Origin of the sequence: Malikia granosa (assembly GCF_002980595.1) — a bacterium.
In the GTDB taxonomy this organism is placed as follows: domain Bacteria; phylum Pseudomonadota; class Gammaproteobacteria; order Burkholderiales; family Burkholderiaceae_C; genus Malikia; species Malikia granosa.
In genome coordinates this window covers 87478-99954 of sequence record NZ_PVLQ01000007.1, presented here as the reverse complement: position 1 = coordinate 99954, position 12477 = coordinate 87478, and the positions used below count along the sequence as shown (strand labels likewise).

Sequence of the window (12477 nt, the reverse complement as noted above, 5' to 3'; positions counted from 1 at the left end):
GTTGCCAAGATCATCGACTGATTTTGAATCAGCGTAGGGGTATAGCTCAATTGGCAGAGCGTCGGTCTCCAAAACCGAAGGTTGGGGGTTCGATTCCCTCTGCCCCTGCCACCTGATCCGGGCATAATTATCGCCCGCTCTGAGTGGTAACCGAAAGCCCGCCCGAGTCGCAAGATTCCGGTGGGCTTGCGTTTCTTCTGACGCATTTTTCACGAGTGCAAATTCATGGCCACAACTGATGTAGAAACCGTTGGCTCTGGCGCCGACAAAGCCAAGCTGGCAGGCGCCGTTGCTCTGCTGCTGCTGGGGTTTGTCGGTTTCTATCTGCTTGCCGGGCAAGGTGCCCTGTTGCAGTGGGCCGTCATGCTGCTGGCCCTGGCTGCCGCGGTCGCGGTATTTGCCATTTCGGAGCCGGGCAAGCGGCTGCAGGGCTACGGCCGTGACTCCTGGAAGGAAGTCAAGAAGGTGGTCTGGCCAACGCGTCGCGAAGCGAGCCAGATGACGGCCTATGTGTTTGCCTTCGTGTTCGTGATGGCCCTGTTTCTGTGGCTGACCGACAAGACGCTCGAATGGGTGCTTTACGACCTCGTGCTGGGTTGGAGATAAGAATGACCGAACAAACCGTCACCATGAATGCCGCTCCCGCTGAGGGGATGCGCTGGTATGTTGTGCACGCCTATTCCGGCATGGAGAAGGCGGCCGAGCGCAACATCATTGAGCGCGTCCAGCGCGCCGGCATGCAGGACAAGTTCGGTCGCATCCTGGTGCCGACCGAGGAAGTGGTCGAAGTCAAGAACGGCGTCAAGCGCACCACCGAACGCAAGTTCTTCCCGGGCTATGTGCTGGTCGAGATGGTCATGGACGACGAGACCTGGCACCTGGTCAAGAACACCGGCAAGGTGACGGGTTTTGTCGGTGGCGCCAAGAACCGCCCGGCACCGATCTCGGAAGAGGACGTGCAGAAGATCATCGGTCAGATGCAGGAAGGCTCCGACAAGCCGCGCCACAAGGTCGAGTTCATCACCGGCGAATACGTGCGAGTCAAGGAAGGCCCCTTCACCGACTTCAACGGCACGGTCGAGGAAGTCAACTACGAGAAGAACAAGCTGCGCGTCTCGGTCACGATCTTCGGTCGCGCGACCCCGGTCGAGCTGGAATTCAACCAGGTGGAAAAGACCTGAGCTGACGCAAAAACCGCTTGACCGACTGGTTTGAGCGGCTTAAAATCTAAAGCTTTTCGCCGACGTGCTGCTGTGCGTCGGCGTTTGCACTGGTGGCTTCGTTCCGACGCCGGCTGCAAAATCATCGGAACCTGTCAGCGAGGAGGTCGTTGCCGTGGGGCAAGGGCCGATTGGACTCGCAGGAGCTCAAAATGGCGAAAAAAATCGTCGGCTTCGTCAAGCTGCAAGTGCCAGCTGGTAAGGCCAACCCCTCTCCCCCGATCGGTCCGGCGCTGGGTCAGCGCGGCCTGAACATCATGGAGTTCTGCAAGGCGTTCAACGCCCAGACCCAAGGCGTCGAGCCGGGTCTGCCGCTGCCGGTGGTGATCACCGCCTACGCGGACAAGAGCTTCACCTTCATCATCAAGACCCCGCCGGCGACGACCCTCATCAAGAAGGCCATCAAGCTGGACAAGGGTTCGTCGAATCCGAACAGCGCCAAGGTCGGCAAGATCACCCGCGCTCAGCTGGAAGAGATCGCCAAGACCAAGCTGAAGGACATGAACGCCGCCGACATCGAAGGCGCGGTCAAGACCCTGGCTGGTTCTGCCCGTTCGATGGGCGTGATTGTGGAGGGCGTGTGACATGGCCAAGCTGACCAAGAAGCAAAAAGCCCAAGCTGGCAAGATCGAATCGACCAAGCTGTACCCCATCGCTGACGCGCTGGCACTGGTCAAGGAATTCGCCAACGCCAAGTTCGACGAGTCGATCGACGTTGCCGTGCAGCTGGGCGTTGACGCCAAGAAGTCGGACCAGGTCGTTCGTGGCGCCGTCGTGATGCCCAACGGCACCGGCAAGACCAAGCGTGTCGCCGTGTTCGCCCAGGGTGCCAAGGCCGAAGAAGCCAAGGCCGCTGGTGCCGACATCGTCGGTTTCGACGATCTGGCCGCCGACATCAAGGCTGGCAAGATGGACTTCGACGTCGTGATCGCTTCCCCGGACGCGATGCGCATCGTCGGTACCCTGGGTCAGGTCCTGGGCCCGCGCGGCCTGATGCCGAACCCGAAGGTCGGCACCGTGACCCCGGACGTCGCCACCGCTGTCAAGAACGCCAAGGCCGGCCAGGTCCAGTTCCGTGTCGACAAGGCCGGCATCATCCACGGCACCATCGGTCGTCGCTCGTTCGGCGCCGAGCAGCTGCAGGGCAACCTGGCAGCACTGCTGGATGCCCTGAACAAGGCCAAGCCGGCTTCGTCCAAGGGCCAGTACCTGCGCAAGGTCGCTGTCTCGTCCACCATGGGTGTGGGCGTGCGCGTCGAAGTCGCATCCATCGCGGTCTGATCGCGTATTGAAGATTCGGTGCTCCGGTCCAGGCCGAAGCACCAAACTGGTGGGCTCGGGCGGTGCAAGTCACCCGAGGCCATCCAAGACCGCTGGCGTGGTCGGGCTGCAAGGCCGGGCCGCTTAATCAGAGCCAGCGCAGATGGCGATCCCGCCGCAGATGGACAAGTCCTGAAACGGTTGATCGCTGCAAGAAGGTGCATGGAAGGGGGAACCCGACCGTGCTTTTTAAGGAGTAGACCTTGAGTCTGAATCGCAGTGAGAAGCAAGTCGTCATCGATGAGGTGTCGGCACTCGCAGCTAAAGCTCAAACGCTCGTGATGGCGGAATACCGCGGCATCACGGTCGCTGCCCTGACCCAGTTGCGCGTTGCCGCCCGCAGCCAAGGTGTGAGCCTGAGTGTTCTGAAGAACACCCTGGCCCGCCGCGCTGTGGCCGGTACCGGCTTCGAGGCAGGCGTCGACCAGATGACCGGTCCGCTGATCTACGGCTTCTCGGAAGACGCAGTCGCTGCCGCCAAGGTGGTGGCTGACTTCGCGAAAACCAACGACAAGATGGTGATTCGCGGTGGTGTCTATGCCGGCAAGGCCCTGGACGCGAACGGCGTGAAGCAACTGGCAAGCATCCCTTCGAAGGAAGTGCTGCTGGCTCAATTGCTGGGCTTGATGCAATCCCCGATCTCGCGCACCGCACGCGTTCTGGCCGCTCTGGCCGAGCAGCGTGGTGCAGCGCAGCCTGCCGAAGCCGAAGCTCCGGTCGAGGCGCAGCCCGCCTGAGGCGAGCTGGAATCCAACTAGTTTTAGGAAATCAAAATGGCATTCGATAAAGACGCATTCCTGACCGCCCTGGACAGCATGTCTGTCATGGAACTCAACGAGCTGGTCAAGGCCATCGAAGAGAAGTTTGGCGTGTCCGCTGCAGCCATGGCTGCTCCGGCCGCTGCTGGCGGTGGCGCTGCTGCTGCTGCTGAAGAGAAGACCGAATTCAACGTCGTGCTGCTCGACGCTGGCGCCCAGAAGGTCGGCGTCATCAAGGCCGTGCGCGAAATCACCGGTCTGGGCCTGAAGGAAGCCAAGGACCTGGTCGACGGCGCTCCGAAGAACGTCAAGGAAGCGCTGCCGAAGGCTGACGCTGAAGCTGCCGTCAAGAAGCTGATCGAAGCTGGCGCCAAGGCTGAAATCAAGTAATTCATTTGGGGCTTTGCCCCAAATCGGTTACAAAGGCAGGTTGCGAAACCTGCCTTTCGGCGTTGCTATCGAAAACGCTGAAAAGCGGATTGCCCGGCAGTCCGCTTTTCAGTGTCTTCTGACCCCGACTGCAGAAGACGACTTGGTTCGGGCCTGTGTGCAAGGCACAGGCCGTCCGCCACGGGCTGGTAGAGGCCAGCCGCCAAGACCGGGTGCGAGGCCTGTACACCTCGCCGCCCACTAGACAGTCGCCGCAGACCTCATGTCCGGAGATCTCATGGCCCCTGCTTCCCAATATTCTTACACCGAACGCAAGCGCATCCGCAAGAGCTTTGGCACGCGCGAAAACGTCTTGGCGATTCCCTATCTGCTGCAAATGCAGAAGGATGCCTACACGGCCTTCTTGCAAGCTGACGTCGCGCCCAAGAAGCGTGCGCCCGAAGGCCTGCAGGCGGCGTTCGAGTCGGCCTTCCCGATCGTCTCGCACAACGGCTATGTCGAGATGAAGTTCGTCGAGTACAACCTGGCCAAGCCGGCGTTCGACGTGCGCGAGTGCCAGACCCGCGGTCTGACCTTTGCCTCGGCCGTGCGCGCGCGCGTGCAGCTGATCATCTACGACCGCGAGTCCTCGACCAGCCAGTCCAAGGTCGTCAAGGAAGTCAAGGAGCAGGAGGTCTACATGGGCGAAGTGCCCCTGATGACCGAGAAGGGCTCCTTCATCATCAACGGCACCGAGCGCGTCATCGTCTCGCAGCTGCACCGCTCGCCGGGCGTGTTCTTCGAGCACGACAAGGGCAAGACCCACAGCTCGGGCAAGTTGCTGTTCAGCGCCCGCATCATTCCCTACCGCGGCTCCTGGCTCGACTTCGAGTTCGACCCCAAGGACCTGCTGTACTTCCGCGTCGACCGCCGCCGCAAGATGCCGGTGTCGATCCTGCTGAAGGCGATCGGCCTGAACCCGGAATCGATCCTGGCGAACTTCTTCGTCAACGACCATTTCCGCCTGATGGACAGCGGCGCGCAGATGGCCTATGTCAGCGAGCGCCTGCAGGGCGAGGTCGCACGCTTCGACATCACCGACAAGTCGGGCAAGGTCGTCGTCGCCAAGGACAAGCGCATCACCGCGCGCCACACCCGCGAGCTCGTGCAGTCTGGCACCACCCATGTCAGCGTGCCGGAAGAGTTCCTGCTCGGCCGCGTCGTCGCCAAGAACATCGTTGATCCCGACACCGGCGAGATCATCGCCAAGGCCAACGACGAGCTGACCGAGACCCTGCTCAAGAAGCTGCGCAGCGCCGGCATCCAGGAACTGGCCTGCATCTACACCAACGAGCTGGACCAGGGCGCCTACATCAGCCAGACCCTGCGCACCGACGAGACCAGCGACGAGTTCGCCGCCCGCGTCGCGATCTACCGCATGATGCGCCCCGGCGAGCCGCCGACCGAGGACGCGGTCCAGGCCCTGTTCCACCGCCTGTTCTACAACCCGGACACCTACGACCTGTCGCGCGTCGGCCGCATGAAGTTCAACGCCCGCATCGGGCGTGACGAGTCGACCGGCCCGATGGTGCTGTCGAACGAGGACATCCTGGCCGTCGTCAAGCTGCTGGTCAACCTGCGCAACGGCAAGGGCGAGGTCGACGACATCGATCACCTGGGCAACCGCCGCGTGCGTTGCGTCGGCGAACTGGCCGAGAACCAGTACCGCACCGGCCTGGCTCGCATCGAGAAGGCCGTCAAGGAGCGTCTGGGCCAGGCCGAGCAAGAGCCGCTGATGCCGCATGACCTGATCAACTCCAAGCCGATTTCCGCGGCCCTGAAGGAGTTCTTCGGTGCGTCCCAGCTGTCGCAGTTCATGGACCAGACCAACCCGCTGGCCGAGATCACCCACAAGCGCCGCGTGTCGGCCCTTGGCCCGGGCGGTCTGACCCGCGAGCGCGCCGGCTTCGAAGTGCGCGACGTGCACGTCACCCACTACGGCCGCGTCTGCCCGATCGAAACGCCGGAAGGTCCGAACATCGGCCTGATCAACTCGCTGGCGCTCTACGCGCGCCTGAACGAGTACGGCTTCATCGAGACCCCGTACCGCCGCGTGGTGGACGGCAAGGTCACGAGCGAGATCGACTACCTGTCCGCGATCGAGGAAGGCAAGTACGTGATCGCCCAGGCCAACGCGGCGCTCGACGCCGAAGGCCGCCTGGTCGAGGAGCTGGTTTCCGCGCGCGAGAAGGGCGAATCGATCCTGACCCCGCCCGAGACCATCCAGTACATGGACGTGTCGCCGGCGCAGATCGTCTCGGTCGCTGCCTCGCTGGTGCCCTTCCTCGAGCACGACGACGCGAACCGCGCGCTGATGGGCGCCAACATGTCGCGCCAGGCCGTGCCGGTGCTGCGTCCGGAAAAGCCGATGGTCGGTACCGGCATCGAGCGCGTCGCCGCGGTCGACTCGGGCACCGTCGTGACCGCGACCCGCGGTGGCGTGGTCGACTATGTCGACGCGACCCGGATCGTGATCCGCGTCAATGACGCCGAGGCCGTCGCCGGCGAAGTCGGCGTCGACATCTACAACCTGATCAAGTATCAGCGTTCGAACCAGAACACCAACATCCACCAGCGTCCGATCGTCAAGGTCGGCGACAAGCTGGCCAAGGGTGACGTGATCGCCGACGGCGCCTCGACCGACCTGGGCGAGATCTCGATCGGCCAGAACATGCTGATCGCCTTCATGCCCTGGAACGGCTACAACTTCGAGGACTCGATCCTGATCTCGGAGCGCGTCGTGGCCGAGGACCGCTACACCTCGATCCACATCGAGGAGCTGGTGGTGATGGCGCGCGACACCAAGTTGGGCGCCGAGGAAATCACCCGCGACATTCCGAACCTGGCCGAGCAGCAGCTCAACCGCCTGGACGAGTCGGGCATCATCTACGTCGGCGCAGAAGTGCTGCCGGGCGACGTGCTGGTCGGCAAGGTCACCCCGAAGGGCGAGACCACGCTGACGCCGGAAGAGAAGCTGCTGCGCGCGATCTTTGGCGAGAAGGCCTCCGACGTGAAGGACACCTCGCTGCGCGTCGACCAGGGCTCGAGCGGCACCGTGATCGACGTCCAGGTCTTCACCCGCGAAGGCATCCCGCGCGACAAGCGTGCCCAGCAGATCATCGACGACGAGCTCAAGCGCTTCCGTCTCGACCTGAACGACCAGCTGCGCATCGTCGAGGCCGACGCCTTCGACCGGATCGAGAAGCTGCTGGTCGGCAAGGTCGCCAACGGCGGTCCGAAGAAGCTGGCCAAGGGCTCGACCATCGACAAGGCCTACCTGGCCGAGGTCGAGAAGTTCCACTGGTTCGACATCCGCCCGGCTGACGAGGTCGTCGCGGCCCAGCTCGAGTCGATGAAGAACGCGATGGAGCAGACCCGCCACAGCTTCGACCTGGCCTTCGAGGAGAAGCGCAAGAAGCTGACCCAGGGCGACGAGCTGCCGGCTGGCGTGCTCAAGATGGTCAAGGTCTACCTGGCCGTCAAGCGCCGCCTGCAACCGGGCGACAAGATGGCCGGCCGTCACGGCAACAAGGGCGTGGTCTCGAAGATCACCCCGGTCGAGGACATGCCGCACCTGGCCGACGGTACCCCGGTCGACATCGTGCTGAACCCGCTGGGCGTGCCGTCGCGCATGAACATCGGTCAGGTGCTCGAGGTCCACCTGGGCTGGGCCGGCAAGGGCCTGGGCCAGCGCATCGGCGACATGCTGCAGCGCGAGGCCGCGACCACCGAGCTGCGCGCCTTCATGGAGCAGATCTACAACGGCACCGGCCGCAAGGAGAACCTCGATGCGCTGAGCGACGGCGAGATCCGCGCCATGGCGCAGGAGCTGACCAGCGGCGTGCCGTTCGCCTCGCCGGTGTTCGATGGCGCCTCCGAGCAGGAGATCATGGACATGCTCAAGCTGGCCTACCCGGACGACATCGCCAAGGCCAAGGGCCTGACCGCGACCCGTACCCAGGCCCAGCTGTATGACGGCCGCACCGGCGACGCCTTCGAGCGCGTCACCACCGTCGGCTACATGCACTACCTGAAGCTGCACCACCTGGTCGACGACAAGATGCACGCGCGTTCGACCGGCCCGTACTCGCTCGTCACCCAGCAGCCGCTGGGCGGCAAGGCGCAGTTCGGTGGCCAGCGCTTCGGTGAGATGGAAGTCTGGGCGCTGGAAGCCTACGGCGCCTCCTACATCCTGCAGGAAATGCTGACCGTCAAATCCGACGACGTGCAGGGCCGCACCAAGGTGTACGAGTCCATCGTCAAGGGCGAGCACGCGATCGATGCCGGCATGCCGGAATCGTTCAACGTGCTGGTCAAGGAAATCCGTTCGCTCGGTATCGACATCGAGCTGGACCGTTCCTGATCACCAAGGAAGCTGGCGGGACGGGAAAGCCTGGCATTGCCGGCCGCCCTGTCCCCAAAGAATTTAAGGAAAGATTCACATGAAATCCTTGCTCGACCTGTTCAAGCAGTTCACGCCCGACGAGCATTTCGATGCGATCCGCATCGGCCTGGCTTCGCCGGAAAAGATCCGTTCCTGGTCCTTCGGTGAAGTCAAGAAGCCCGAGACCATCAACTACCGCACCTTCAAGCCCGAGCGTGACGGCCTGTTCTGCGCCAAGATCTTCGGCCCCATCAAGGACTACGAGTGCCTGTGCGGCAAGTACAAGCGCCTCAAGCACCGCGGCGTGATCTGCGAGAAGTGCGGCGTCGAAGTCACCCAGACCAAGGTGCGCCGCGAGCGCATGGGCCACATCGACCTGGCCGCGCCCTGCGCCCATATCTGGTTCCTGAAGTCGCTGCCGAGCCGTCTGGGCATGGTGCTCGACATGACGCTGCGCGACATCGAGCGCGTGCTGTACTTCGAAGCCTATGTGGTGGTCGACCCCGGCATGACCCCGCTGAAGAAGTTCAGCATCATGACCGAGGACGACTATGACGCCAAGGTCAAGGAATACGGCGACGAGTTCGTCGCCAAGATGGGCGCCGAGGGCATCAAGGACCTGCTCGAGTCGATCGACATCGAGTCCGAGATCGAGCGCCTGCGCAACGACCTGACCGGCTCCGAGCTGAAGGTCAAGAAGAATGCCAAGCGCCTGAAGGTGCTGGAAGCGTTCAAGAAGTCCGGCATCAAGCCCGAGTGGATGGTGCTGGAAGTGCTGCCCGTGCTGCCGCCGGACCTGCGTCCGCTGGTGCCGCTGGACGGCGGCCGCTTCGCGACCTCCGACCTGAACGACCTGTACCGCCGCGTCATCAACCGCAACAGCCGCTTGAAGCGCCTGCTCGAGCTGAAGGCACCGGAAATCATCGCGCGCAACGAAAAGCGCATGCTGCAGGAAGCCGTCGACTCGCTGCTCGACAACGGCCGCCGCGGCAAGGCCATGACCGGCGCCAACAAGCGCGCGCTGAAGTCGCTGGCCGACATGATCAAGGGTAAGTCGGGTCGCTTCCGTCAGAACCTGCTCGGCAAGCGGGTCGACTACTCGGGCCGTTCGGTCATCACCGTGGGCCCGACCCTGAAGCTGCACCAGTGCGGCCTGCCCAAGCTGATGGCGCTCGAGCTGTTCAAGCCCTTCATCTTCGCCCGTCTCGAGAACATGGGCATCGCGACCACCATCAAGGCCGCGAAGAAGGAAGTCGAAGCCGGCACGCCGGTGGTGTGGGACATCCTGGAAGATGTCATCCGCGAGCATCCGGTGCTGCTGAACCGCGCGCCGACGCTGCACCGCCTGGGCATCCAGGCTTTCGAGCCGATCCTGATTGAAGGCAAGGCGATCCAGCTGCACCCGCTGGTCTGCTCGGCGTTCAACGCCGACTTCGACGGTGACCAGATGGCCGTCCACGTCCCGCTGTCGGTCGAAGCGCAGCTCGAAGCCCGCACCCTGATGCTGGCCTCGAACAACGTGCTGTTCCCGGCTTCGGGCGAGCCGTCGATCGTGCCGTCGCAAGACGTGGTGCTGGGCCTGTACTACACCACCCGCGAGCGCATCAACGGCAAGGGCGAAGGCATGTACTTCACCGATGTCGCCGAGATCCAGCGCGCGCTCGACGCCGGCGTGGTCGAGCTGACCGCCAAGATCAGCGTGCGTCTGGTCGAGTGGGTCAAGGACAAGGAAAGCGGCGAATTCGTGCCGGAGACCAAGCTGGTCGAGACCACCGCTGGCCGTGCCCTGCTGTCCGAGATCCTGCCCAAGGGCCTGGCGTTCGAGAACATCAACAAGGCCTTGAAGAAGAAGGAAATCAGCAAGCTGATCAACACCTCCTTCCGCAAGTGCGGCCTGAAGGACACCGTCGTCTTCGCCGACAAGCTGCTGCAGAACGGTTTCCGCCTGGCGACCCGCGCCGGCATCTCGATCGCGATCGACGACATGCTGGTGCCGGCCGAGAAGCACGGCATCATCGCGCGCGCCGAAGCCGAGGTGAAGGAAATCGCCCAGCAGTACTCCTCGGGTCTGGTGACCTCGGGCGAGCGCTACAACAAGGTGGTCGACATCTGGGGCAAGGCCGGCGACGACATCTCCAAGGTCATGATGGACAACCTGCGCAAGGAAAAGACCATCGACCGTTCGGGCAAGGAAGTCGACCAGGAATCGTTCAACTCGATCTACATGATGGCCGACTCGGGCGCGCGGGGTTCCGCGGCCCAGATCCGCCAGCTCTCCGGCATGCGCGGCCTGATGGCCAAGCCGGACGGCTCGATCATCGAGACCCCGATCACGGCGAACTTCCGTGAAGGTCTGAACGTGCTGCAGTACTTCATCTCGACCCACGGCGCACGTAAGGGTCTGGCCGACACCGCGCTCAAGACCGCGAACTCGGGTTACCTGACCCGTCGCCTGGTCGACGTGACGCAGGACCTGGTCGTGATCGAGGAGGATTGCGGCACCGTCAATGGCACGCTGATGCGCGCCATCGTCGAGGGCGGCGAAGTGATCGAGTCGCTGCGCGAGCGCATCCTGGGCCGCACCACGGCCGAGGAAGTGCTGAACCCTGAGAACCAGCAGCTGATCTTCCCGGCCGGCAAGATGCTGGACGAGGACGCGATCGACGAGATCGAGGCCGCCGGTGTCGACGAGGTGCGCGTGCGCACCGCGCTGACCTGCGAAACCCGCTTCGGCCTGTGCGCGCGCTGCTATGGCCGCGACCTCGGCCGTGGCGGCCTGGTCAACGTCGGCGAAGCCGTCGGCGTGATCGCGGCGCAGTCGATCGGCGAACCGGGCACCCAGCTGACCATGCGTACCTTCCACATCGGTGGTGCGGCATCGCGTGCAGCGGTGGCTTCGAGCGTCGAGGCCAAGTCGAGCGGCAACATCGCGTTCAACGCGACGATGCGCTACGTGACCAACACCAAGGGCGAGCTGGTGGTGATTTCGCGTTCGGGCGAGATCATCATCCAGGACGACCTGGGCCGCGAGCGCGAGCGCCACAAGGTGCCTTACGGCGCGATCCTGACGATCAAGGCCGACCAGACCATCAAGGCTGGCACCATCCTGGCCAACTGGGACCCGCTGACCCGACCCATCATCACCGAATTCGCCGGCGTGGCGAAGTTCGAGAACGTGGAAGAGGGCCTGACGGTGGCCAAGCAGGTCGATGACGTGACCGGCCTGAGCACCCTGGTGGTGATCGATCCGAAGCGCCGCGGCTCGGCCAAGGTCGTGCGTCCGCAGGTCAAGCTGATCGACGCCCAGGGCCACGAGGTCAAGATCCCCGGCACCGACCACTCGGTGACGATCGGCTTCCAGGTCGGTGCGCTGATCCAGGTCCGCGACGGCCAGGACGTGGGCCCCGGCGAGGTGCTGGCGCGTATTCCGGTCGAAGGCCAGAAGACCCGCGACATTACCGGCGGTCTGCCGCGCGTGGCCGAGCTGTTCGAAGCCCGTTCGCCCAAGGACAAGGGCATGCTGGCCGAGATCACCGGTACCGTGTCGTTCGGCAAGGAGACCAAGGGCAAGGTGCGCCTGCAGATCACCGATCCGGACGGCAAGGTCTGGGACGAGCTGATCCCGAAGGAAAAGAACATCCTGGTGCACGAAGGCCAGGTGGTCAACAAGGGCGAAAGCATCGTCGACGGTCCGGCCGATCCGCAGGACATCCTGCGCCTGCTGGGCATCGAGGAGCTGTCGCGCTACATCGTCGACGAGGTCCAGGACGTCTACCGACTCCAGGGCGTGAAGATCAACGACAAGCACATCGAAGTGATCGTGCGCCAGATGCTGCGTCGGGTCGTGGTGGACAACGCCGGTGACTCGAGCTACATCGCGGGCGAGCAGATCGAGCGCTCCGAGATCCTCAACACCAACGACGCGCTGCGCGCCGAAGGCAAGACCCCGGCGACCTACAGCAACGTGCTGCTGGGCATCACCAAGGCCTCGCTGTCGACCGATTCCTTCATCTCGGCGGCTTCCTTCCAGGAAACCACCCGCGTCCTCACCGAGGCCGCGATCATGGGCAAGCGCGACGAGCTGCGCGGCCTGAAGGAAAACGTGATCGTGGGTCGCCTGATCCCGGCCGGTACCGGCATGGCCTTCCACGACGCCCGTCGTGCCAAGGAGCAGATGGACGACGAGGAGCGCCGCTCCATCGCCGAGGCCGATGCCGCCGCACTGGCCGGCGACCAGGCCGAGTCCAGCGACGCCGCGGCCGAGTGAGGCCCTGAGCGCTGACGGGGGAGGGCGACAGCCCTTTCCTGCCGCCAGCAAGAAACCCGGAACGCGTGAGCTGTCCGGGTTTTTTTACGCCGCTATCTT

8 protein-coding genes and 1 tRNA gene are annotated in these 12477 nt (G+C 63.7%); all 9 read left to right on the top strand.

The window, feature by feature from the left end; genetic code table 11:
• Nucleotides 1-35 precede the first annotated feature (35 nt).
• Nucleotides 36-111: transfer RNA gene (locus tag C6P64_RS01130), tRNA-Trp, on the top strand.
• A 114-nt stretch (nucleotides 112-225) separates the two neighbouring features.
• Nucleotides 226-606 (top strand): preprotein translocase subunit SecE, encoded by a 381-nt coding sequence (secE, locus tag C6P64_RS01125; protein WP_105746753.1) that lies wholly within the window; start codon nucleotides 226-228, stop codon nucleotides 604-606.
• Between the two features lie 2 nt (nucleotides 607-608).
• Entirely contained in the window at nucleotides 609-1181 is a 573-nt protein-coding gene (gene nusG, locus C6P64_RS01120) for a transcription termination/antitermination protein NusG (protein ID WP_105746752.1), read from the top strand.
• Between the two features lie 191 nt (nucleotides 1182-1372).
• Nucleotides 1373-1804, top strand: coding sequence for a 50S ribosomal protein L11 (rplK, locus tag C6P64_RS01115; protein WP_105746751.1), 432 nt, complete (start codon nucleotides 1373-1375; stop codon nucleotides 1802-1804).
• 1 nt (nucleotide 1805) lies between these two features.
• Entirely contained in the window at nucleotides 1806-2501 is a 696-nt protein-coding gene (rplA, locus tag C6P64_RS01110; protein ID WP_105746750.1) for a 50S ribosomal protein L1, read from the top strand.
• 242 nt (nucleotides 2502-2743) lie between these two features.
• A complete protein-coding gene (gene rplJ / locus C6P64_RS01105) occupies nucleotides 2744-3277 on the top strand; it encodes a 50S ribosomal protein L10 (RefSeq protein WP_105746749.1) in 534 nt (177 codons plus the stop codon).
• A gap of 36 nt (nucleotides 3278-3313) precedes the next feature.
• Nucleotides 3314-3688: a 50S ribosomal protein L7/L12 gene (gene rplL, locus C6P64_RS01100; protein WP_105746748.1), complete on the top strand. Its 375-nt coding sequence runs from the start codon at nucleotides 3314-3316 to the stop codon at nucleotides 3686-3688.
• Nucleotides 3689-3965: 277 nt separating this feature from the next.
• Nucleotides 3966-8090 (top strand): DNA-directed RNA polymerase subunit beta, encoded by a 4125-nt coding sequence (rpoB, locus tag C6P64_RS01095; protein ID WP_105746747.1) that lies wholly within the window; start codon nucleotides 3966-3968, stop codon nucleotides 8088-8090.
• Nucleotides 8091-8169: 79 nt separating this feature from the next.
• Nucleotides 8170-12378 carry a DNA-directed RNA polymerase subunit beta' gene (rpoC, locus tag C6P64_RS01090; protein ID WP_105746746.1) on the top strand — a complete coding sequence of 1403 codons (4209 nt, stop codon included), beginning with the start codon at nucleotides 8170-8172 and terminating at the stop codon, nucleotides 12376-12378.
• Nucleotides 12379-12477: the final 99 nt, after the last annotated feature.